The organism is Shinella sp. HY16, assembly GCF_028534175.1.
Taxonomy (GTDB): Bacteria; Pseudomonadota; Alphaproteobacteria; order Rhizobiales; family Rhizobiaceae; genus Shinella.
In genome coordinates this window covers 85,690-108,385 of sequence record NZ_JAHYXL010000008.1, presented here as the reverse complement: position 1 = coordinate 108,385, position 22,696 = coordinate 85,690, and the positions used below count along the sequence as shown (strand labels likewise).

Genomic DNA, 22,696 nt, shown 5'->3' with positions numbered 1-22,696 from the left:
TTTCTCTAATCAAGGAATTAGTTGAACCTCGTTAATTGCCGCACGAGGTCTTCGGCCTTGGACAAAATCTATAATGTTGTCAGCAGCCTCGTGCTCGATAGCCAAACGCGACTTCGCCACTGCTGAGCCTATGTGGGGTGTCAAGATCGAATCATGTTCGCGATTGAGGAGACCCCCGTGGACCTTGTCAGGCCGGTCGGGTCTGGCCCAGTCCTCCATCTCATAAACATCAGCGGCGTAGCCTCCCAAGCGCCCCGCCTGCAATGCAGCGACAACAGCCTCTTCATCAACCACGCTTCCGCGTGCAGGATTAATAAGAAGTGCTCCTTTGGGCATTTTGGCGAGTTGTTCAGCGCCGAGGAGATGCTTCGTTTCGGCCGAAAGCGGGAGTGCACACACAAGAAAGGTAGACGACGAGATCAACTGGTCAAATTCAAGAGGCTTTACGTTCAGTCTGATCTCATCGGCTTTGTCCAGGGATTGACGATCCCAGTACGACACAATGGCGCCGAAGGTACTTAGGCGCTGTGCTATAGCTTTTCCGATCGCTCCCATCCCTAAAATGCCGATTGCTGTGCCCTGCAGCCCAAGGCCGTAAAACCGAGGGCGCCAACCTTTGTAATCCCTCCTGACGCTCTTGTCGCCTGGCAGAATGTGCCGCCCAAGAGCAATCATCAGACCGATTGTAAGTTCGGCTGTCGGGTCAGTGAGAAGATCGGACACTATCGTGACGTGGACTCCACGCTGCGTGCAGGCTTCGATGTCGAAGTTATCGAAGCCTTTCAGCGCACATGCCACAAGTTGAAGATCGGGAGCGTGCGCGAGTACAGACGCGTCGATCATGTCCGGCATGAACGCCATCATCGCCTTGGCGTCGCTCAATTCTGCGAGCAGTTTCTCGCGGGGCCATGTATCATCAGTATCGTTGCAAACTAAACGAGCGTGGGGAGATAGCTTTGAGATAATCTCCTCGTGGACGCGATGGGTGATTACTACCTTTGGGAGCATTTAATTTATCCTTCTATTGCAGCTGGCGGCGGAGGAGAGCGCCGACCTGGTCAACGATGGTGACCATCAGAAGGACAACGAGCATGATCGCAAGAACCTCCTGATAATTCATGATCCGGAGGGATGTCATCAACTCGAAACCGATACCACCAGCTCCCACAGTGCCCAGGATTGTCGAGGCGCGGAAGTTGTACTCCCACCGATAGATGGTCACATCGGCCAATTGCGGTAGAACTTGTGGCAAGATCGCCCGCGTCACGATCTGGAACGGCGACGCACCAGCTGCGCGTGCGGCTTCTATAGGCGCATTATCGCAATGCTCGATCGCCTCCGCAAAGAACTTGCCCACCATGCCAACCGAGTGAAGACCAAGAGCCAGCACGCCTGGGAGCGCTCCAAATCCCACTGCCGCCACGAAGACGATGCCCATAATCAGCTCCGGGATCGACCGTAGACCATTCAACAATCCACGCGAGATCATATAGATGACAGCGTTGGGTGCTGTTTTCCCTGAGGCGAAAAAGCCAACTGGAAGTGATATCAGTACCGCGATCGCAGTCCCAGCTATACTCATCGCCAGAGTGTCGATGAGAGGGCTGATCCACTCCAAGCCTCGGTTGAAATCCGGGGGAAACATTTCCGTACCGAGCTGCCAGAGCGCAGGAAACCCAGATCCCAGACGCTCCAGATCAAGAAGACCGGAGTGATAACTGCTAACAATGATCACACACGCAATTGCCAACGCGATCACGCCAGCTCTGGTCCAAGCTTTGTTTTGATGTTGAAGGATAGAGTCGTAGTCGGCCGACGGCTGTGTCATCACATATCCTGGAAGAAAGGACGCAGGCCAGCGCCTGCGTCGAAAGGTGAGAAACTGTCTCGAACGCGCCTTACTGACTCAGGTCCAAGTTCAGCACTTTACCGAGCTCACGGACGACGTCGTAGGCTTTGTCATCGATCGGAGCGAACCCATCGGCTTTGAAGGATGCCAATACCTTTTCGTCTTTAAGGTCGATGAAGGCTTTGGTGATCGCCTCTTTCAACGAAGTGTCAAGATCCGACCGCATGGTCCAGGGGTACTGCGGGAACGGATCGGACTCGGCGAGGGCGATAACTTTCTTAGGATCAATGGTGCCACGAGCGACCATTGAATTGTAGATGGGCAACGAAAGTCCGCCAATCTGAGCATTGCCATTCTGCACTGCAATAGCCACGGCATCATGCGACCCTACGAAGTTCTCGCTATAGTCTTTTCCAGCCTCAACTCCGGCCTTAAGCAGCATAGATTTCGGGATAAGGTGGCTTGAGGTGGAAGCCACGTCCCCAAACGCGACCTTTTTCCCTTTTGCATCTTCAAGGCTTTCGATGCCAGCCTCTGCATTGGCGACAACTACAGCGCGATAGGTAGTTTCGCCATCCTTCATAACTGCTGCGAAAGGCTCGATATCAGCCTTGGTTTTCGCGAGCGTGTAAGAGAGCGGCCCGAAATAAGCCAACTCAAGCCGGCCGAAACGCATCGCTTCGATCATTGACGAGTAGTCGGTCGTTACGATCAGTTCAATCTCCCGACCGAGTGTCTTCTCAAGATACTCCTCGAGAGGACGATTGTTTTTGATGACAGTGGCGGCGTTCTCGTCCGGTAGCAACGCGACGCGCAATGTCTCTGGATTTGAGCCAGCATGCGCCAACGAACTCCAGCCAAGAACGGCGAGGAATGCGAGGGACAGAAGCTTCTTCATAATGCGGCCTCCATGGCAGCTAAAGGTTGATCATACTCGTAGTTGGACAAATCTTGTGTTGTGGTCGGATTTCTTGGGGCGCTGCGGTAGATCGACGCACACATTTGATCGGTCAGTTCGTCGACAGCGGCGTCCGCAACCACTTCCCCGTCGCGCATAGCAATGACCCGGTCGCCGAACCGGCGAGCTAGATCGATCTGATGAAGGCTGATCACAGCAGTGATGCCGTCGGCTGTGCATATTTCGCGAAGCTGCGACAGGACCTCGACAGCCGTTTCAGGGTCCAGACTTGCAACGGGCTCATCTGCAAGGACCAGTTGGGGCTTCTGGACCAGCGCGCGCGCAATGCCCACCCGTTGCTGCTGACCGCCGGATAGTTGATCCGCCCTGACGAGAGCCTTATCAAGAAGGCCTACGCGTTCAAGGCATTCCAACCCCAGCCTTCGATCCGAACGCGGCATAGGGAACAACGTACGCCAGCCAGAGTGGTAGCCCAGGCGGCCCGTCATGACGTTGTCGAGCGCGCTCAAGCGCCCTATGAGTTGGTGCTGCTGGAATATCATCCCAGTTCGCCTTCGGTGAATGCGAAGCTTAGTTTCCGCATCCAGAGCACCAATATCGTTAGAAGTGATCGAACCAGACGTCGGCGCAACCAAGCCGTTGAGTGTCCGGATGAGGGTAGATTTGCCTGCGCCGGATCTACCGAGGAGCACGACGAACTGACCCTGGTTGAACGTCAATGTCGTTGTCTTCAAAGCTTGGGTGCCGTTGGCATAGGTCACGGCAACTCCGTTCAGAGCCAGCATCACAATAATCCTGATCGTTAGTGGTGCATCGATTGAATATTTGCATCACTATGGGCGACATATGACGTCCGTTTATCAGGCTCGTGAAACTTCAATGACAGCACTTAAACTCAGCTCTACCTCCTCGCGTAGCTGCGATGGAGAAATTTCACCCAGAGCCGCCTGATCATGACGGCCCGGTCCCAATTCTACACCACCTTGACGGATGCTATCCCATATTCGGCCAGATAAACCGGCCCTTCTCCAGCCGCCGGGTAAAAAGGCAGGCGCCCAGACCATCATGCCAGATGATCTTCAAAATATCCGATCTGCGGCCCCTGAAGACGAAGAGATGCCCTGACAACGGATCATGCTGCAGAACCTCCTGCACCCGAAGCGCCAAGGAGGGAAAGCCACAGCGCATGTCCGTATATCCGCGCCTTCCTGGCGGGCACCCTTGATCCCGAATATTCCCGTCAGCTGACCGAGCAACTACGACAGGCAGGCGTCCCGGTTTGACCATGCCGTCGCTGGCAATTAATCTGAGCACGTGGCGGATGTTTGCAAGCAGACCCGGATGTTTGCGAGCACATTGGCAAAGAGCGTGAGCACGACGCCCGCTCCATTGTCAGATAATTCGAGCAGAAAATGCCGATGTTTGCGAGCAGAGGCGCTTATGTTGGCAAGCCGCTACAAGTATCGACTGATCTCGGTGCTGGTGCTGATGGCACCTACCGCATGGGCTGCGGACAATCCGATGTGGCGTAGCGGCTTCACCTGGTCCTGCACTTATTCCTCGGTCATCCGATGCGAACGGGCAACCGATTGCGAGTCGAGCGGGGAGGGCGGCAAGATCGAAATGGCATATCGCGAGAATCTACTGATTGACGCCGAGGGAAAGCCCCATCCGATCAAGCGCCACTACGTCCAGACTGTCGCCGGCAGTCCGATCGGCAGTGAGGTGAAAATCGAACTCGATACAAACGAGGTGATCTGGCTTTCCCCTGCCGACCCGGCGGGGACATTTTCGGACAACTGGATCGGCGTGATGCTCTCACCAAAGTCTGGCGTGATCATGCAGGAACTTAGGCCACTGATCTGCAAGCCGACCAAATAGAGCGGGGTTCGATCATCCTTCAGAGGCTTTTCCAGTAAAGGTCGGAATAGCCGAAGTCGCCATCCTGATATGCGGGTCCGAATGCGATAGGAAGCACGTGAACGCATGATCAAAGAAGATTGTGCATCCCATTTCCTAAAGAGCAACTTTAAATTGACTTCACCATCGACGAATGGCGCTATTTCCTATGAACCTTCGATTCGGGCGGTCAGCCCCGGAGAAATCCATGGCGGTCGTCGACGCTCGAATACTCATCCTATGCAAGACCTATCCTTCGCCGAGTGGCAAATATGCCGAAACGACCTGCGTCGCCGGAATGGATGAGGGCGGAAAGCTCGTTCGCCTATTTCCAGTTCCGTTTCGGCTTATCGCCAAGGATCAGCAGTTCAAGAAATGGCAGTGGATCAAGGCGAAGGTCGAAAAGGCGCGGAAGGATCATCGATCAGAAAGCCTCACCATCAAGGTTGACACCATCCAAGGGTGTGACGTTGTCCAACCTGGCAAGGACTGGGCCGAGCGGAGGCGCCTTCTGTCGCCGGTTGCTGTGCATGCGCATTTTGATGCGATAGAGGCCGCCCGGCAGAGCAAGGGAATTTCACTTGCCCTGCTGAAGCCGACGCAGGTCGTTGGGCTAGACATCGAACCGGTGTCAAACCCGGAGTGGACTGAAGATGAACTTGCCAAGCTTGTGACGGAACAGAAGCAGGGCGGTCTATTCGATGATGAAGACAAGCCGTCGATTAGAACCCTTCAGAAACTGCCCTTCGATTTTTACTATCGCTATCGGTGCGGTGATGGTTCAGCCGCAAAGGAATTCAGGCATAAGCTCGTCGATTGGGAGGTCGGCGCGCTTTACTGGAACTGTCACCGCGCCCACGGCGAAAAGTGGGAGCGCCACTTCCGCGACCAACTTGAAACAAAGATACCGGCGAGAGATTTGATGTTCCTGATGGGCAATCAACACCGGTTTCAAGACCAATGGCTGATCATTAGCTTGATCTATCCCCCACACCAAATTCAGGGACAGTTACTCTAGGCTGATGCGGACGCACAGCGCGGCAGCTTGCCTTGGTTTCTGATGTAGCGGCCGGGATCATCGCCAAACAGGTGCATCATATTGTACCCGAAGGCACCCATCCGCTCGCCGACGATCAACCGGTGGCAGGTCTTTGGGTCGCGTTCAAAACAGAGTAAGCAGACTGCCTGTCCTTCGGATACTGCGGCAAGCTTCTCAATCGCGGCAGCCGACTCCGGTTGATCGACGTGTCCGGTGTATATTTCCCGGAAGCGTTCGTAGTCGCCCGCCTTGGCGGCTTCCCGGCCTTCCTTTGGATCTCCAAGTTCCTGCACTGCCAGATATTTGATCCCAGCGCTCTCCAGATGCTCACGCAGCGAGTTCTTCGAGAAGCCCTTTTTTCGGGACAGGGGCACGGCCCGGACGTCGGCGACCGTCTCGATGCCGACTGCGGTCAGCGTCTTTACGAAGCGGTCGATATCGGTACCCTCATAGCCGATCGTATAGACTGTTTTCATCAGACGCTCCTTCTCCGCCCATTTTAGTGGACTTCGCTGGCCTGGCGCTTGCCGACCGAGAAGGCGCCTCGATACTGCATTGGACGCCCGGCCGCCAGAGTAAAGCACCTATTTCCTTATCGACACTGAGAATCGAAATCCGGGATACCCTCGTTCGCACTCGGCGGACCTCGGTTTGGGAGATGAGGAATTGTTGGGCAGATGGAAGTCGCTTCGCCGAAATCGCGGATTGGTGTTCGACAACCGTGCGTCCACGATGCGAAGATGGCGCTTTTGCACAGTCCTGTTGCTATTGATCGTCGGGCAGGAGGGAAATTTTGCATGTCCAAGATCGATATAGGGCTTCGACAGGGTCGCAAGCTTGTCAATCTGCCCAACGAAGAGCGTGTCGCATTTATTGCGGAAGGCCTCCCGATTCTGCTCGAGAGTGCTCGCGGGCTTTATGCGGCGTCGAAGGCGGTCTCACACATGCCGCGAGAATCCAACGTGCTGAAGGGGCATGCGGAAGAAGAGGCCGCGAAAATCCTCATTTTGATGGACATCGTGCGTTGCCCGAAGAAGTTGATTGCCGGCAGGATCGGAACGCTGATGGGTTGGTATTACGACCATCTCGCTCGGCTCCTCTATGCAGAGGCCTGCCAATGGCGGCCGGTCGACCTGAAAGAACTGCGCAAGATCATCGATCGCCGGCGCGTGACGCACTACCTTGAAGGCGGCATGGGCGAGTTCATCGTGCCGAACGATCTTATCTACCAGCGGGAGACCCGCCTCTATGCCGACATCGAAGGCCTTGATGACGGCACCCTGCAGTGGGTCGCACCTGGCGGCTACGCCAGCATGTTCGATTTCAAGCCGAATGCATTGATCGTCGCGGAGGCGCTGGCCGCTTTCGGCGCATTCACGGTCGCTGGGCTGAACATTCTCTCGACGGTCTGGAGCGAGGTAGATTTTCAGGACGATACGAGCTGTCACGAAAGTGACCGCCTGATCGGCGCGACCCTAAACCAGCTAGCCGCGCGGGGGCTGGCCTCCGATGAGGCGACGAACGATCACGTCACAAGTCTCTATCAACGCTGGCAAATGCCGCTCTACGCGCTGGACATGAAGGCCAGGTTGGTGGAACGCTCTGCACTGGAAGAGGAGCAAGAACGCATGCTCTGGGCGGAGGTTGGCGTCGCCAACGACTATTGAGCCTACCCCTTGAGCGGCCCCATCGCAGCATAGGTATCTGGGAATTCGCTTTCCAGCAGCGCCTCTTTCATATCATTGAGTGCCTGGAGCTTGCGCATTGTCTCGGTGCTGACCGCGGAGAGGGTATGGGCGATCACGATACCAAGCAGCATTCCGAAATCGAGGCACGCCAATAGCGACCGGTCATACTCGAGTGCTCCACGGGGATGGAGTGCCGTAAGGTTTATCTGGATATGGGTACCGATATCTTCCGGCTCTTCCATGTGATGGTAGATCGAGCGCGGATTGGGATGGGCGCCCCAATCGATAGCGCCTTGATAGGCCAAATTGATCAGATCTGCTTTACCTGTATTGGGTTCTGCTTTGTCGATGGCAGCCGCCACATCCTTGACGGCCGACGTGAACGCCTTGCGCGCCGCTTTCATATCGGCTTCGCTGTCGTGGCGGTTCAACCAGAGAGCCTCAACCGCCGTGTCCGCTTTCATTAGGTATGCATAGCATGCCGATTCAAGGGCCGTGCGGAGCAACGGATAAATGGCGACCGCGTGACCGGTCATGGCGGTGGCGACGCTGCTTTCGTAAAGCGTGAAGCTGTGCATGAGCAGGAAAGCGGCCGTGGGGGCAAGTTCCTGTTCACCGGTAAGCAGGTCCTTCTGGAAAAAATCACAGAACCGTTCGGCCCCTTCGAGCAGGGGGGAGGGCTTTGCGACGGACTCGGTCACATTGATCTGAGCGATCCGGATATAGTCGCGGAAACCCTGTTCGGGCTTGAAAAACATAAGATCGCTCCGTCGGTTCGGTTGTATTGCGGAAAGCCTAGCGCAATCCTATGTAAAGCAAAGAAGCGTTTAGCCTAACAGGCTTAACAGGTGCGGGGGCAGTTCCCGCAGCGGCGCTCTGTGCCGTTGGCCTCTTCCTTCTTCTGCCCCTCATCGGGTGCAATTCTGGCTGTTCATGAATCTAGAGAGAAAGGGAACGCCTATGACCACAGAGACGACAACGCTAACGACCGGAACCAACCACTTTTGGAATGCAGTCCTGCAGACTATCGTGGCCTTCGGCACGGGCGCCGCGTCAGGGCTTACCCTGTTAGGCTAAACACTTCGATCATCAACGGCGGCAACGCCAGAGGAATGCCGCCATGACCGATACCTATACCCCTCCGGTGGTTGACGATGCCGAGTGGGTCGATTGGCTTGTTACCTTCAATGATCGCGCCCGCGATTTCATCGGCGAGTTCGCGCAGGAAACCTCTGGCAGCGACGATCCGAGGGGCTTGTCAGCGAAATTTGCGATCGCAGCGCGAGCGCTGACACTTTTCCGATCGGCGCTGGTGCTGTTGCAGAACGAAGAACAGCTCGCATTCCGCATTATGGCACGTGGTATCATCGAATGTGCCATGCATATGGAATCAGCATGCACCACGGATGAGTATTTGCCGATCCTTTATGATGACGACAAGGCCAGTCGGATATCGCGTGGCAAGCTCCTTCAGAAGACGACGGAACTCTCCGAGGATGCCAATCGCGAGCTGCAGCAATTCGTCATGGGGAACGGCGAGACCAAGCCCAAGAGCCTGAATATCGGCGAGCTGACCAAAGGCAGCAATTTCCCTCGTTTTCAGCTGTTCTATCGGCAAATTTCCGCCGACGCAGAGCATGTGACGTGGACGTCCCTGTGCCGACATCCGCAAGAAACATACGATAGGGTTAGCCTCGAACTCGATCCGCAGCTCGAGAAAGAAGAAATGTTCGACACGATCAGTCTCATCGCGCTTGCTGGCATGACGGTCGTGTTGCATCTACGCCATTCGCTTGGGATCACACAGAACGAGGCCGAGTTCTCGGCGCTCGGCCGTGGCTACATTGAACTGTATCGTAAAGGGACGGCCAGGCTCGGAGAGAAGCCATAGGAAGAGGTGAGGCGGCAAGTTAGTACCATCGCTGGCTGACAATTTCTGGCGGTCGCGTGAAACATTTTGTTACGTTATAACATATCGCATAAGATATATTATGGAACATTCGGATGTTTTACGTCTGAAGATATCCAAAGCATGCCACTCTAATGGGAGCCGTTAAAGAGCCCGGGGGACTGTGATGATTTCGATCATCCTGTCATCTTCAGACAGCGGCGGTGAGGCCATCTCGGAAGATGCCGGCGGCGGCGGCGAAATCGCAAGCGGCACGAAGCCCGTTGACGCGGAAACGTGCAGAAGCCCGCTTCGGTATTCCCGACGCCAACGGGTCAACAGTGACCGCGACAATCCATAACGCCGCGCCGTCACCGAGCCCTGCCGAAAGCCTTGCAGGCTCTCCTCGACGATCCGAACCTTCTCTTCATCCGACCAATCCCGTCGGCGACCAAGATCTTCGGCGGACAAGAGCTCAATGGGCGAAATCATTGTAGCGCATGACATAAGGCATGCACTTAAAGCCAATCAGCAAATCGGGGCAGACGGCCTTCGGCGGAGAGATACCGAGCATCAGCCGGTCGTGCTCCTTCAGCCCGAGTTCGGCGGCAATGGCATTTTGTGACGCAGAGGAGCGTGGCCGAGGCGGCGACAATGACGGAATGACGATCATCGTCGGGCTACAATCGATCCTATAAGGTTTAAAGCGCTATGTGCGAGGACGGGTCTTTTGACTAGGCATTTGCCCCCACCATGGTAGGAATTCCGCGATATCGAATGGGTAGTCCTTGGGCATTGATAGCTTAGATGCTTCGCGTTGCCGAACCTCGCGTATGCCCCATGAATGATATTGAGTTTCCGTCGCAGCAAGGAACGCCGTTAGAAGTTGGTTCTCGTCTGATGTGGCGAGGAGGTCATCCAAATCTTGGATCGGGCAGAACACTGGCGGGCGCATGTCTTGCGCTATTATTTCCGGGTCTTTCTGAGTTGCTAGAGCCTGGGCATCAGTGATCAGCTTTTGCCGCAGAGGGCCACCCATTTGCGTCCAGGCTTCCATGGTCAAAACCACGCCAACGGCATCTTCGGCCACATCGAGTTCCAAAATACCACGGCGGACGTGCGAGAAAAATTTCCAAAGCTGGAATATGGCCTTAGCAATTTGAGCGTAGCCTTTTTCGGCATTCTCGATCGGGTTCTCACCGTACTGCGCTTCAAAAGTCAGTTTGGTTGCCTTGCATTCGAAAACCGCAACAACCCTGTCGCTCCGCTTAAGTATGACGTCTGGTGTCTCGACGTCACTCCTTTTGTACCGGTACTTGATTGCCGGCAGGGGTTCGAAGTCGGGACAATGCGCTTTAATCGAGTGCCGGGCATACGCCTCGAAGCGCTCATTTGCATCGTTCATGATTTCCTGACCGCCGGAGATCAGATCGTAGAAGAGCCCAACAGTTGCCCGCATCAATATTAGCTCCGGCAACGGTGCAATGAAATGATTACGGTTAGCAAACGAGCGAATAATGGGCTTCACTCTGAGGTAACTCGGTTGGTAGATTACCGGCAGCTTTGTCCCTAAGCCCGTTTCCGCCTTTTCAAGTAGGTCCATGGATGCTTTTCTGACCTCGTGGATTTCGCCGGATACAATGGGGAGAACGGCATCGACCAGCTTGTCTTCCAATCCAATTGCATGAAGCCCGCAAACTTTTGAGGTCCAGGCTCCTTGCGTCAGCACGCCGAACAGGGCGAAGCAGACACTCACGAAATCAGTGACACTTATTCCATACTTCGATTCAAAGAACTGGGCGCATTTGCCCTGACCATAGATGTAGATATGGCGATATAGGTCTTGTGAACGCCGCCATCCTCTCTGCCACTGGAAAGTCCGATGGCCGATGCGGTGCATTTCAAGGAGGATGTTTTGATCGTTGATGCGGCCTCTATTCTCCACATCTTCAACGCGACCAAGCATATTGATCATCGCGGCAACCGTGTCGAATTTGGAGGTGTCGACGCGCCTGTAAGAGGTCAGGCCCTTCGGGGTATTCAGCAGGAGGGAAATCAGGGTTTCGAGGTTCCACTGATGGACCTTCCAACGCGAGGTTATCTCCGTTGTCACCGCGTCCTGCGGGAAAGACATCATGCCGCCGACTAGATGCTCTCTCCTATCCTGCAGAGCATGGATTGCCCAGAACATTTGGAGCAGATCGCGGTCATTCGTGTCGGCAAGAATGCTTTTCAAGCGTGGCAGTGGTGCGGGCTGCGCGATCTTACGACGTGATTTACTGCCCAAATGTCGCACTCCGCATCAGTGTAAAAGCCGCGAGGGCGACCCGAAGGATGGAAGATCCTACAACAATATTCTAGATGTTCACAAATATATAATTCAATACTTGAGATTCCCTTACTCGAGAAACACACGAAATTAGGAACCATTCTCCGAATCAGACTGCAAGGTGAACTACGTTTTTAGTTCTAAAATTATTGCTGTGTTCCCATCGGCGTCTTCGCCTACCTCTTTGATCTCATAAGGCGACCGCTGACCAAGCGTGCTTTCATTATAGACCTCGACTATCTCTCGTAGTTTCTTCATCGTTTCCTCGTCGTCTTTTGAAACAAGTAGGGCCACTGAGATATCTCCGCACCTTTGAAAAACCATATGTAACTTAGGTAAGCCCTCATCGCCAGTCGCCAGCTACACGTCCCCAGCTACCATCGGCGGTGTTGCTAACCTAGGATGGACGCTTCCAGCCCGGCCGCTTTCTTCTTCACCCACAGATCCTTGGTCCTCTCCATCACGATACGTTCGGGCGGAAAAACCCGTTGCTGAAATGCTAGCAGGTCATCAAAGCTGCCATGGAGCCATTGCTGGTATTCGTCGCGATGAAGCAGCACCGGCATGCGGTCGTGGACCGGCGCAACTGCCTCATTGGCGTCTGTCATGACCCCTGAATAGACTGGCCCCCACTCGTCGCTAACGCGCCAGAGCCCGCCCCAGGCGAAGATCGGTTCATCGCGCATGCTGAACCAGGTCCGGGTCATCTTGCCCTTCTCGCCTTCCGCCTCCGCAAAATGCGTGACAGGGATCAGGCATCGCCACTGCGGTTTTCGCGCCAGGCCGACCCACATACCCTTGGTGAGTTCACGAACATTGTTGACTGGTTTCGGTTTGGCGTCGGGCTTCATGCCTTTTAACCGGAGGGGAAAACCCCAGGTCATCGAGCGCAGCTCGCGAACGCCGTCTTGCTCGGTGACGACCATGCCGGGCGTTCCGGGATAGACCTCATCTGGCGCGTTGGATTGCATCGGATTCGGCACGCCGAAATGAGCGGCCACCTCGGCGGCCGTGACGCGGACGGTGTATAGATTACACATGCGACGAACCTTTCCACTCGGACATCGGTCTAGATAAACACGTCGCCCCGGTGGCGTGAAGCCTTGGAAGGCGGCGTGCCGCTCTGCCATCGATCTCGTGTTTGCAGAACCTCGAAATCATCCGATGAAGGAGGCTCGCAAAACTGGAACGCGATGACGTCCTCAATCGATCCATGCAGCCATCGATCGTATTCTTCCAGCTTCAACAGGAGCGGCATCCGATCGTTCAACGGTCTGATCCTGTCGTTCGCGTCCATTGTCAGGCCGGCGAACACCGGTCCGAACTCGGGCGTGTTGCGGCAGATACCGGCCCAGGCCATCAATGGCTGACGCCGGAGGGAGAACCATGTCCTCGTCTTCGAGCCCTTGGCCCCATCAGGATTGGCAAAATGCGTCAGCGGTATCAGGCACCGATATCTCTGATCGACAATGATGCGATCCCAGAGCGGGTTCGTGAGATCTGCGACAAGACCGATGCGGCCTGGCGGTTCTCCGCTATGGCGCATCTCCCCGGTTTGACGAGGAAAGCCCCAGGTCAGGGATTTCAGGAGCCGGAGGCCATCCTTCTCGAGCACGATCAGGCCGGGCGTGCCCTCGACGGTCTCCGGGGGAACGCTCGTCACCGAGGAGACGTCGACGCCGAAATGCTCGACAATCTCTTCAGCCGTGCGCGAAGTTGCATATAGCCGGGACAAATCCAGCCTCCGGTCCAGTTTGGTCCTCGAACGCTCCACAAGAACAAATTAGGAACAATTGGCCGCTTCTAGCCGTATTGGGACGAATCTTTTTTGCGGTCCCGGGGGAGCCGTCATCTCGATGATTCGCAAGCAAAAATCCCTTGCTGAAAAAATCGGAGACAATTTTCCTATTTTCGGGTGGCTTGACTCTTTTTCGAGAGAGGAACAGATACAGAACAAATGCACCCGAAACGACATGACGTCGCTTGCCAACACGAACGCCTTGGAGTCCGTGAACGATGAATGCTGCCCGAAACAGGGTGATAACCGACCTGCGCGAACGCATTGCCTCTCTGGAGAGCCCTGCGTCGCGGAAGGCTGGTTCGTTGCCGTTTCAGGTGGCGGCGATCGACGCGGCGCTTCCGGGCGGCGGGCTTGCCTACGGCGCGCTTCATGAAGTTTCGGGCGGCGGAACCGGAGCCGTCGATGGCACCGCGGCCGCGCTGTTCGTCGCCGGCATCGCCGCCCGCACGGCGGGGCCGATCGTCTGGTGTCTGACTCGGCCCGATCTGTTTTTCCCGGCGCTTGCGCAGGCGGGGCTTCATCCCGACCGCGTCTATTTCGTCGAAAGCGACAAGGAGGAGGATGTCCTCGCGAATGCCGAGCAGGCGCTGGCTTATGGCGGGCTGGGCGCCGTTGTCGCCGAGTTGGTGCGGTTGCCGATGGTGGCAAGCCGCCGGCTGCAGCTCGCCGCTGAAAAGACCGGGGCGATGGCGATCGTCGTCCGGCGCTGGCGTCGGCCGACGGAAGCCTCCGACTTTGGCCAGCCGACCGCCTCGACCACCAGATGGCGGGTGAGCGTCCTCCCCTCGGAGGAGCTGCCAGTCGCCACCGTCGGTCGGGCAAACTGGCTGTTGGAATTGATGCGCGTGAAAGCGGGCGAGTGCGCTGAGTTTATCGTTGGAGCCTGTGATGCCTCGGGTCGTATCGATCTATCTACCGGACCTGCCGACCGACAGGATCAGACGGGCCGATCCCTCGCTGCCGGCTGAGCAGCCGATCGCCGTCATCGCACGGAGCGGTTCCCGGCGCTGGGTTGCGGCCGCCGATCCGGCAGCGCGGAAGGTTGGTGTGAAGTTGGGCATGCCGGCGGCGAAAGCACAGGCGCTCTTCCGCGACCTGATGCTTGTCGACGCCGATCCGGCGGCCGACGCAGCGGCGCTGGAACGCATCACGCTTTGGGCGCTGGCACAATATTCTCCGATCGTCGCAATGGATCTCCCTGACGGGATCGTCATGGATACGGAGGGCGCCGACCACCTGCAGGGCGGCGAGCAGATCATGCTGACCGCCACCGCGAACCGGTTTCGCGCCAAATCCCTCACCGCCCGCGTCGCCATCGCCGACACCTGGGGCGCGGCGCACGCCTGCGCCCGCGCGATTGAACGCGAAACCGTTGTCGTGCCGGTGGGCGAAACGGCCCGCGCTGTCGATCGTCTGCCGATTTCCCTGCTGCGCCTTCCCGACCAGGTCGTTGGTGATCTGAGGACACTCGGCTTCCAGACCATCGGCCAGTTGTCGGCGACGGCCCGCGCGCCCCTCGCCCTTCGCTTCGGTCCGGAGATTGGACGCCGGCTCGATCAGATGTACGGGCGCATGGCAGAGCCCATCGATCCGATCCGCACGCCTGATATTGTCGAGGTCAGCAAAGCCTTTGCCGAGCCCATCGGTGCAGCCGAGACGATCAACCGGTATGTCGCCTGTCTCGTGACGAACCTCGTCGGCGAGCTGCAGCGTCGCGGTCATGGCGTCCGGCGGACCGACCTCATTATCGAAAAGGTCGATGGCACCCGGCAAGCCATTCGCGCCGGCACGGCCAAGCCATCGCGCGATGTTGCGTGGCTCACAAAGCTGTTCCGCGATCGCACCGAGAAGATCGAGCCGGGTTTCGGCATCGAGCGGCTGATGCTGGTCGCTGTGATGAGCGAGCCGCTCGAAGAAGTTCAAAAAGCTTCTTCGCTCGTGGAAGATCAGGTGACGGACGTCGTGCCGCTGATCGACGTTTTTGTGAACCGTGGCCAGAAGGTCTACCGGGTGACGCCGGTCGCCAGCGACGTTCCGGAACGCAGCGTGCGGCGGATCGATCCGGCGGCGGCCGCAGCCGGCGCGACCTGGACACAGCATTGGCCGCGGCCGGTTCGCCTCCTGGCCCGGCCGGAGCTGATCGAGGTGATCGCGCTCATGCCGGACCATCCGCCGGTGTCGATCACCTGGAGAGGCAAGCGGCGTCGCGTTAAGCGTGCTGACGGACCAGAGCGAATCTTCGGCGAATGGTGGACCCGCGATGCCGAATATGCGGCGGTGCGCGACTATTTTGTCGTCGAGGATGAGGCTGGCGAGCGGCTGTGGATCTACCGCAGCGGCGACGGGGTCGATCCCGCGACCGGATCGCATCGCTGGTTCATGCATGGGATATTCGCATGAGCTACGCAGAGCTTCAGGTCACGACGCATTTCTCGTTTTTGCGCGGCGCCTCGTCGGCCGCCGAGCTGTTTGCGACGGCCAAGGCGCACGGCATCTCGGCGCTTGGCGTGGTCGACCGCAATTCTCTGGCGGGCATCGTTCGGGCGCTGGAAGCGTCGCGCGAAACGAAGGTTCGTCTGGTCGTCGGCTGCCGCCTGGATCTCCAGGACGGGATGTCGATCCTCGTCTATCCGACCGACCGCGCCGCCTATTCCCGGCTGACCCGCCTCCTCACCCTCGGCAAAGGCCGCGGCGGCAAGGCCGCCTGCATCCTCCATCTCGACGATGTCGCCCAATATGCGGAGGGATTGATCGGGGTGCTCGTCCCCGACCTGCCGGACGAAACCTGCGCCGTGCAGCTGCGCAAGATGGCGGACATCTTTGGCGACCGCGCCTATATGGCGCTCACCCTGCGCCGCCGGCCGCGCGACCAGCTGCGCCTGCACAATCTGTCGAACCTCGCCACCCGCTTCAACGTGCGCCCGGTGGTCACGAACGACGTGCTGTTTCACGATCCGGAGCGCCGCCAGCTGCAGGATGTCGTGAGCTGCATCAGGACGCACACCACCATCGATGACGTGGGGTTTTCGCGGGAACGCCATGCGGACCGCTACTTGAAACCCCCGGAGGAAATGGAGCGGCTTTTTCCCCGCTATCGTGAGGCGCTGGCGCGCACGATGGAGATCGTCGCGCGTTGCCGGTTCTCGCTGGAGGAGCTGACGTACCAGTACCCCGAGGAAGCCATCGTTCCCGGCAAGGATGCACAGGCCTCGCTGGAGCATTATGTCTGGGAAAGCGTGCCGGACCGGTATCCGGAGGGACTGCCGGCGAAGACGCTGCAGATCGTCCGGCACGAACTCGACCTGATCAAGGCGATGCAATATGCGCCCTATTTTTTGACCGTCTTCTCGATCGTTCGCTACGCCCGCTCCCAAGGCATCCTCTGTCAGGGGCGCGGCTCGGCGGCCAATTCCGCCGTCTGCTATATTCTCGGCATCACCTCGATCGACCCAGAAACCAACGACCTGCTGTTCGAGCGGTTTGTGTCTCGAGAGCGAGACGAGCCGCCGGACATCGATGTCGATTTCGAGCACTCCAGGCGCGAAGAGGTCATCCAATGGATCTACAAGACCTATGGGCATGACAAGGCGGCGCTATGCGCGACCGTGACCCGATACCGTGCCAAGGGCGCGATCCGGGACGTCGGCAAGGCGCTGGGCCTGCCGGAGGATGTGATCAAGGCGCTCTCGTCGGGCATGTGGTCCTGGTCGGAAGAGGTCAGCGATCGCAACGTTCGCGAACTCAATCTCAATCCGGAAGATCGTCGCCTGGTCCTGACGCTGAAGCTCGCGCAGCAGCTGGTGGGTGCGCCCCGACACCTCGGCCAGCACCCCGGCGGCTTTGTGCTGACACATGATCGGCTGGATGACCTCGTGCCGATCGAGCCCGCGGCCATGCAAGACCGACGCATTATCGAATGGGACAAGGATGACGTCGAGGCGTTGAAAATGATGAAGGTCGATGTGCTGGCGCTCGGCATGTTGACCTGCATGAGCAAGGCGTTCGACTTGATCCGCGAGCACAAGGGGCGCGATCTCGATCTCGCGAAGATCGAGCCGGAGGACGCGAAGACCTACGAGATGATCCGGCGGGCCGACACCCTCGGCACGTTCCAGATCGAGAGCCGGGCGCAGATGTCCATGCTTCCGAGGATGAAACCGCGGACGTTTTATGATTTGGTCATCCAGGTGGCCATCGTTCGTCCGGGGCCCATCCAGGGCGACATGGTCCATCCCTACTTGCGGCGCCGCGAAGGCAAAGAGCAGCCGGAATATCCGACGCCGGAGCTGGAAGCCGTGCTGAGCAAAACCCTCGGCGTGCCGCTGTTTCAGGAATCCGCGATGCGAGTCGCGATGGTCTGCGCCGGATTTACCGGAGGTGAGGCCGACCAGCTCAGAAAGAGCATGGCCACCTTCAAATTCACCGGCGGGGTCAGCCGCTTCAAGGACAAGCTCGTCAACGGCATGGTCGCCAATGGCTATTCTGCGGAATTCGCCGAGAAGACGTTCTCGCAATTGGAGGGATTTGGTTCTTACGGGTTCCCGGAATCGCATGCGGCATCATTCGCCCTCATCGCCTACGCCAGCAGCTTCGTGAAATGCCATTATCCGGACGCCTTCTGTACCGCATTGCTGAACTCCCAGCCGATGGGATTTTATGCGCCCGCCCAGATCGTTGGCGATTGTCGCCGGCATGGCGTGGAGGTTCGGCCTGTCTGCATCAACCATTCGCGCTGGGACTGCACATTGGAACCGGTTGGCGATGGCGAGCGCCATGCCGTCCGTCTCGGCATGCGCATGGTGCGCGGATTGGCGACCGCAGATGCGGCGAAGATCGTCGCGGCGCGCGCCGATCAACCGTTCGAGAGCGTCGACGATATGTGGCGCCGCTCCGGTGTGCCGGCGGCTTCGCTTGTGGAACTGGCCGAAGCCGACGCCTTTCTGCCCTCCCTTGGGCTTGAGCGGCGCGACGCGCTCTGGGCGATCAAGGCGCTGCGCGATGAACCGCTCCCGCTGTTCGCGGCCGCGGCCGAACGCGAGGCGCGCGCTATAGCCGAGCAACAGGAGCCGGATGTCGAACTGCGGCAGATGTCGGAAGGGCACAATGTCGTCGAGGATTACAGCCACACCGGGCTGACCCTGCGCGAGCATCCCGTTTCCTTTCTCCGCCGGGATTTCGAGGAGCGGAGCATCGTCACCTGCCTGGAGGCGATGTCCGCGCGTGACGGTCGTTGGCTGATGACAGCGGGCCTCGTTCTTGTCCGGCAAATGCCTGGCAGCGCGAAGGGAGTGATGTTCATCACCATCGAGGATGAAACCGGCCCTGCCAACGTCGTCGTCTGGCCAAAGCTCTTCGAGCGCCGGCGGCGCGTGGTGCTCGGCTCGTCGATGATGGCGATCAACGGCCGGATTCAGCGGGAAGGCGAGGTCGTGCACCTCATCGCCCAGCAGGTGTTCGATCTCTCCGTCGATCTATCGAGCCTTTCCGAACGCGACACCGCTTTCCGGCTCCCTTCTGGCCGTGGCGATGAATTCACACATGGAGGTGGACCGGACCCGCGCGTCCGGCAAGCGCAAGCCGTGCGCCCCCGCGATATGTTCACGCGTGACCTCCATATCGACACTTTGAAGGTGAAGGCGCGCAACTTCCACTAGCCGGAAGTTCGATGACTGCTATTCCAAAGCCCTCACTCCCCTGCCAACGCATGTATCCCCGTCCCAACAAGGCACATTTGCCCGCGCTCCCCATCGATGATGCACCGCGCCTCGCAGCGAGAATGATATAATTTCAATCGTGGGGATCAGATTTCTGAGGGGGGTGCCGCAGCAATCGACAACAACTCCGTCGCCCGATTTTTTCCGTGCCGAAAACCCTGCATGCTCCTTCAGCCATCGAAGCCAACGACCGCAGACGATCCTGATCGTGTTGGGACGGCTCCAAAATCCGTTGATCCGGTTCTCGGACACGCTGATTAACCCCATTTGGAAGGCGTCCCGAATGGCATACCGCGCCGTCGTGCATCCGACGCCGGCGCGCGCGGCGATCTCAGGGAGAGACATATTCGATTTTCCACGGTCCATCACCTCCCGGGCAATAACCGAAAGCACTGCAAGCTTGCTGATTGTCAGCGTTCTGGCGATGCAAGTCGGGATGATGCAGTTTTTGGCGAGCGAGCGGCGCCGCAGCCAGGATGCAGCTCGCCTGTCTTCGGGCATTGACGGACGTCGGTGGGCCGGCTTGGCGGTCGTCGGCCTGATGTGACCAACCGAACGGGTCTGAAACCCAGGTTGCGCGCGAATCGCCCTCCGCTGATGCTCGATAACTGGTGCGAGATATGCCATCTCGCAGTCGTCTACGAGTCCCTCCCCATTCAGTATCCAGGCGGATTTCGCGCAGTCGTCAATCTGCTGGAGGGTGCGCGCGGCGAGTAGGCGCGACAATAGGTTCGGCCCGTAGGCCGCTGTTGATGCAACAAGCATTTTCTCTCCTCGTTGTGGTCAGCGGAGAGAAGTCCGGGACGCAGGACGCACGTATTCGTGGCAAGAATTAGCTTGCAGCGGCCTTATCAATGTGCGAAAAAATCAGTGGCTATAAGACTTTTGCGCACATCTCTGTGTGTCACTGAACCCGTCTCTCCGAGGCGGGTTTTATTTTGTCTACGGCATGAAACCTCCCTGGCTCATTCGCCCACAAGGCGAGTCACCAAGTTAATTATAATTTACTCCACGAACAAACATAATCAGCGGTCGCCGCGAAAACGCCGCTTTTCACTCGTGGAAAGGTTGAGCGAGACATTCGGCCGGCGGAATCACTCTCGTCCGTTCCGACATCGCCTTGCCGGACTTCGCACTGGCAAGCGCGCACGCAGGCAAAGCAAACCCCGCACCTCAACGACGCGAAACCGTTGCGTCGGTGACCGGAAAGGATGACCGCAAATGGCCAGTGAAAGTGCTGCAGAGCTTGTGCAATTCCTCGCAGACGAACTAAGGCGCCGCGACACCAAACCTCATGAATTTGCCGAACTGACCGGCATTGCTGAAGAGCGATTGGAGCTTCTGCAGGAAGGCGCATGGCAGCTCATGACCCTGCGGGAAGTCGCCATGATTACGGAATGCCTTCACATCGATCTTTCGGAGGTCTGGTCATTGCTGGCCCAGAAGCAGGGAGACGGGATGAACGAAGCGCCCCGCCCATAGGCCGGCGCGGCTGTCTTTGGCGTCTTTCTCCGCGATCGCGTAGGATGCCGATACCGGAGCGCCCGAAGGGAACACGGCCGCAAATGCCCCACCCGACGATATGAGCGCCGTTCCGACATCGACCGTCATCCCATCGATCTCGGCTGCGCAGACGACGAACGTGGCGCCATCCTTGGCGTTGCCGACAGGCTGACAACCGATCGAACCCGTCGAGAACAGTGCCGCTATCGATGCGATCGAACGCATCCCGCAGTCGACCTCGTCACCGTCAGGAGATCGAAACGTCGTGCCGCGCAGACATGCCTGAACGCCGAAAATCCTGTATCTTCGGCGCTCGTAAGCCCAGGTATCACCCGTTTCAAAGCTCACGTCAGACGGAAATGAGATGGTCTTGTCCTGCGCAGCGGCTGTGGACGCGACCAGCATGGCGAAGACCATCGAAAATTCAATCCGCATTCTGGAACCCCATCGATCGTGAGAGAGATTGCGACGCTTCGAGGTCAGGCCGACGGCTGCGCCCGTCCTGTGTTCGTCCGATGGACGCCAGTCCGAGAAACACCATGCTGTCATCGTCATTGACTGTCTTGAAGGGCTCCCCGTCGCCACCAACGAGGACGAAGCATGACGCCGGGGTCGTCTCGTTTTCAGCCGGGGTCAGCACCAGGGTCTTGCAGAGAATGACCTTGGCACGCCTGTTATAGACCGTCTCGGCGTAGTCGCGCGCCGCGTCGGTGCAACGCCATGTCTGCACGCGATTATAAACGACGTTTTCGGTTGGGCAGGCGGTCAGCCCACGCAAACTGATTCTTTGCCCCGCTATGCTTCGCTCGACCGGGCCGTCGATCTCGACACTCCCATTCAGCTTCTCGACCGACCTCGCCACCAGGTTTCCCTCGGCGTCGAAACGCTCCAGCACGAATGCCTTCGTCCCCTGCTCCACAAATTGGCGGAGGTATTCTGGAGGCGGTTCCCCGTAGGGATTTTCGCCCTGCGCGATGGTGAATGCCGCGGCGTCTCCCGCCAGGGATATGAGGGCGAATCCGATTACTTTGAGTTGTTGTCGCATAGCAGCCATGCCATTTCCGAATTGACAGAGGAATCCCTTACGAATTAACTATAGTTTACCATTCGATGCGGCAACCCGGATAAACGAATTGAAAACCACCCTGATTTTTCTCCTCCTCTCGACGTCGGCTACGACCGCGCAAGCGTGCGATCCTGTCGATAGCGACCGGGTGCTGAAACTGGTGCGGACCACCGCCACCGAGGAAGAACTGGACCCCGATCTGGCGCTCGCGGTAGTTGATGTCGAGAGTTCCGGCGGCAGGCACCAGGTCTCCGACGCCGGCGCCGTAGGGATCATGCAGCTGATGCCCGAGACAGCCTCCGACTATGGAGTGACCGACCGGTGCGATCCGGAATCGAACATTCGCGCCGGCGTCCGCTACCTCAAGAAGCTCTATAGCAAGTTCGACGACCCATTGCTGATGCTGGCCGCCTACAACGCCGGTCCGGAGCGCGTCTATCAGAAGGGCGGCATCCCCGAGTTCAGCGAGACGGCCCAGTACATCGTCAAGGTCATGAACCGCTGGACGCTGAACGCCAAGGCATCGGCGGCCGAGGAAAAGCGCCGCGGGAACAGCGATGTCCGCAAGGAAACGGTCGCGCTCGCGCCCTCCCCCTGGCGCGACCAACACGTTTGGACCGCCGACTAGCGCTGGTTCCCCCAAACTTCATCCTCCCAAGATCAGAAGGACATCCGCATGACAATTTCCACGATGAAGCCGCGCCTGCGCGGCAAGGGCTTCCTGTCGCTAGCCCTACTTGCGACCTCAATCGCTCTGGTTCCGGAAAGCGCCTATGCGCAATCGGCCGCCCCCGTCGAAGGCATCCTCGAATGGTTCACCGGCGTGCTGCAGGGCAACGTCGCGCGCTCGCTCGCGATCATCGCCGTCTGCTTCCTCGGCTTCCTGTTCCTGACCGGCCGCATGGCCTGGCAGGGCGCGATCTCAATCGTCATCGGCATCGCCATCATCTTCGGCGCCGCCGAACTGGTCGACGCCATGAAGGCGGCGGGGGGCGTCTGAC

The 22,696-nt window shown here is 58.1% G+C and carries 25 protein-coding genes; 10 read left to right on the top strand and 15 right to left on the bottom strand.

All coding sequences use genetic code 11. The annotated features are described in order from the left end of the window. Positions 1-9 precede the first annotated feature (9 nt). From K0P03_RS34055 to tnpB, 5 genes are all read right to left on the bottom strand, one after another. Positions 10-1,008: a phosphonate dehydrogenase gene (locus K0P03_RS34055; RefSeq protein WP_003501101.1), complete on the bottom strand. Its 999-nt coding sequence runs from the start codon at positions 1,006-1,008 to the stop codon at positions 10-12. Between the two features lie 13 nt (positions 1,009-1,021). Beyond that, positions 1,022-1,828 carry a phosphonate ABC transporter, permease protein PhnE gene (gene phnE / locus K0P03_RS34050; RefSeq protein WP_006473411.1) on the bottom strand — a complete coding sequence of 269 codons (807 nt, stop codon included), beginning with the start codon at positions 1,826-1,828 and terminating at the stop codon, positions 1,022-1,024. Between the two features lie 70 nt (positions 1,829-1,898). Then, positions 1,899-2,747 carry a phosphate/phosphite/phosphonate ABC transporter substrate-binding protein gene (gene phnD / locus K0P03_RS34045; RefSeq protein ID WP_046802286.1) on the bottom strand — a complete coding sequence of 283 codons (849 nt, stop codon included), beginning with the start codon at positions 2,745-2,747 and terminating at the stop codon, positions 1,899-1,901. Further along, a complete protein-coding gene (gene phnC / locus K0P03_RS34040) occupies positions 2,744-3,553 on the bottom strand; it encodes a phosphonate ABC transporter ATP-binding protein (RefSeq protein ID WP_006473175.1) in 810 nt (269 codons plus the stop codon). The genes phnD and phnC overlap by 4 nt, the downstream gene beginning before the upstream one ends. A 208-nt stretch (positions 3,554-3,761) precedes the next feature. After that, a complete protein-coding gene (tnpB, locus tag K0P03_RS34035; RefSeq protein WP_006473174.1) occupies positions 3,762-3,956 on the bottom strand; it encodes an IS66 family insertion sequence element accessory protein TnpB in 195 nt (64 codons plus the stop codon). Between the two features lie 252 nt (positions 3,957-4,208). On the opposite strand from tnpB, the gene K0P03_RS34030 reads away from it, so the two are divergent. Both K0P03_RS34030 and K0P03_RS34025 read left to right on the top strand, forming a co-directional pair. Beyond that, on the top strand, positions 4,209-4,649 hold the full coding sequence (locus tag K0P03_RS34030; RefSeq protein WP_272792098.1) for a hypothetical protein: 441 nt from the start codon (positions 4,209-4,211) through the stop codon (positions 4,647-4,649). 226 nt (positions 4,650-4,875) lie between these two features. Further along, a complete protein-coding gene (locus K0P03_RS34025; RefSeq protein WP_272792097.1) occupies positions 4,876-5,685 on the top strand; it encodes a hypothetical protein in 810 nt (269 codons plus the stop codon). Here the strand turns inward: K0P03_RS34025 and K0P03_RS34020 are convergent. Further along, the gene (locus tag K0P03_RS34020) at positions 5,682-6,182 is read right to left on the bottom strand and encodes a DUF488 domain-containing protein (protein WP_272792096.1); all 501 of its coding nucleotides are present in this window, start codon (positions 6,180-6,182) and stop codon (positions 5,682-5,684) included. The genes K0P03_RS34025 and K0P03_RS34020 overlap by 4 nt on opposite strands. A gap of 321 nt (positions 6,183-6,503) precedes the next feature. Between K0P03_RS34020 and K0P03_RS34015 the strand changes: the two genes are divergently transcribed. Then, positions 6,504-7,373, top strand: coding sequence for a hypothetical protein (locus K0P03_RS34015; protein WP_272792095.1), 870 nt, complete (start codon positions 6,504-6,506; stop codon positions 7,371-7,373). 2 nt (positions 7,374-7,375) lie between these two features. Here the strand turns inward: K0P03_RS34015 and K0P03_RS34010 are convergent, their stop codons facing one another. Next, complete coding sequence (locus K0P03_RS34010) at positions 7,376-8,152, bottom strand: hypothetical protein (RefSeq protein WP_272792094.1); 777 nt, start codon at positions 8,150-8,152, stop codon at positions 7,376-7,378. Positions 8,153-8,514: 362 nt separating this feature from the next. Between K0P03_RS34010 and K0P03_RS34005 the strand changes: the two genes are divergently transcribed. After that, positions 8,515-9,285 (top strand): DUF5677 domain-containing protein, encoded by a 771-nt coding sequence (locus K0P03_RS34005; RefSeq protein ID WP_272792093.1) that lies wholly within the window; start codon positions 8,515-8,517, stop codon positions 9,283-9,285. Between the two features lie 162 nt (positions 9,286-9,447). On the opposite strand, the gene tnpA is transcribed toward K0P03_RS34005, so the two are convergent. From tnpA to K0P03_RS33975, 5 genes are all read right to left on the bottom strand, one after another. Beyond that, positions 9,448-9,774 carry an IS66-like element accessory protein TnpA gene (tnpA, locus tag K0P03_RS35750; RefSeq protein ID WP_443020642.1) on the bottom strand — a complete coding sequence of 109 codons (327 nt, stop codon included), beginning with the start codon at positions 9,772-9,774 and terminating at the stop codon, positions 9,448-9,450. Continuing rightward, positions 9,758-9,955, bottom strand: coding sequence for a hypothetical protein (locus K0P03_RS33990; protein WP_272792091.1), 198 nt, complete (start codon positions 9,953-9,955; stop codon positions 9,758-9,760). Before K0P03_RS33990 ends, tnpA begins: the two co-directional genes overlap by 17 nt. Positions 9,956-9,991: 36 nt before the next feature. Then, the gene (locus tag K0P03_RS33985) at positions 9,992-11,569 is read right to left on the bottom strand and encodes a hypothetical protein (protein WP_272792090.1); all 1,578 of its coding nucleotides are present in this window, start codon (positions 11,567-11,569) and stop codon (positions 9,992-9,994) included. Positions 11,570-12,003: 434 nt separating this feature from the next. Next, the gene (locus K0P03_RS33980) at positions 12,004-12,651 is read right to left on the bottom strand and encodes an SOS response-associated peptidase (RefSeq protein ID WP_272792089.1); all 648 of its coding nucleotides are present in this window, start codon (positions 12,649-12,651) and stop codon (positions 12,004-12,006) included. 29 nt (positions 12,652-12,680) lie between these two features. Next, positions 12,681-13,385, bottom strand: a complete 705-nt coding sequence (locus K0P03_RS33975) for an SOS response-associated peptidase family protein (protein ID WP_272792088.1) — start codon at positions 13,383-13,385, stop codon at positions 12,681-12,683. 242 nt (positions 13,386-13,627) lie between these two features. On the opposite strand from K0P03_RS33975, the gene K0P03_RS33970 reads away from it, so the two are divergent. From K0P03_RS33970 to K0P03_RS33960, 3 genes are read left to right on the top strand one after another with little or no spacing between them, the layout of a single operon-like run. Continuing rightward, the gene (locus tag K0P03_RS33970) at positions 13,628-14,380 is read left to right on the top strand and encodes an ImuA family protein (protein WP_272792087.1); all 753 of its coding nucleotides are present in this window, start codon (positions 13,628-13,630) and stop codon (positions 14,378-14,380) included. Then, positions 14,301-15,812, top strand: coding sequence for a Y-family DNA polymerase (locus tag K0P03_RS33965; protein ID WP_272792086.1), 1,512 nt, complete (start codon positions 14,301-14,303; stop codon positions 15,810-15,812). The genes K0P03_RS33970 and K0P03_RS33965 overlap by 80 nt, the downstream gene beginning before the upstream one ends. Beyond that, complete coding sequence (locus K0P03_RS33960; protein WP_272792085.1) at positions 15,809-19,066, top strand: error-prone DNA polymerase; 3,258 nt, start codon at positions 15,809-15,811, stop codon at positions 19,064-19,066. The genes K0P03_RS33965 and K0P03_RS33960 overlap by 4 nt, the downstream gene beginning before the upstream one ends. 18 nt (positions 19,067-19,084) lie before the next feature. On the opposite strand, the gene K0P03_RS33955 is transcribed toward K0P03_RS33960, so the two are convergent. Continuing rightward, the gene (locus tag K0P03_RS33955; protein WP_272792084.1) at positions 19,085-19,891 is read right to left on the bottom strand and encodes a hypothetical protein; all 807 of its coding nucleotides are present in this window, start codon (positions 19,889-19,891) and stop codon (positions 19,085-19,087) included. 456 nt (positions 19,892-20,347) lie between these two features. Here K0P03_RS33955 and K0P03_RS33950 point away from each other — a divergent pair, with 456 nt between their 5' ends. Continuing rightward, a complete protein-coding gene (locus K0P03_RS33950; RefSeq protein ID WP_272792083.1) occupies positions 20,348-20,608 on the top strand; it encodes a hypothetical protein in 261 nt (86 codons plus the stop codon). Here K0P03_RS33950 and K0P03_RS33945 read toward each other — a convergent pair. Further along, positions 20,555-21,064 (bottom strand): thermonuclease family protein, encoded by a 510-nt coding sequence (locus K0P03_RS33945; protein ID WP_272792082.1) that lies wholly within the window; start codon positions 21,062-21,064, stop codon positions 20,555-20,557. The genes K0P03_RS33950 and K0P03_RS33945 overlap by 54 nt on opposite strands. Next, entirely contained in the window at positions 21,054-21,683 is a 630-nt protein-coding gene (locus K0P03_RS33940; protein ID WP_272792081.1) for a hypothetical protein, read from the bottom strand. The genes K0P03_RS33945 and K0P03_RS33940 overlap by 11 nt, the downstream gene beginning before the upstream one ends. A gap of 79 nt (positions 21,684-21,762) precedes the next feature. Between K0P03_RS33940 and K0P03_RS33935 the strand changes: the two genes are divergently transcribed. Beyond that, positions 21,763-22,323: a lytic transglycosylase domain-containing protein gene (locus K0P03_RS33935; protein WP_272792080.1), complete on the top strand. Its 561-nt coding sequence runs from the start codon at positions 21,763-21,765 to the stop codon at positions 22,321-22,323. 48 nt (positions 22,324-22,371) lie between these two features. Then, on the top strand, positions 22,372-22,695 hold the full coding sequence (locus K0P03_RS33930; protein WP_272792078.1) for a TrbC/VirB2 family protein: 324 nt from the start codon (positions 22,372-22,374) through the stop codon (positions 22,693-22,695). The last annotated feature ends 1 nt before the right edge of the window (position 22,696 follow it).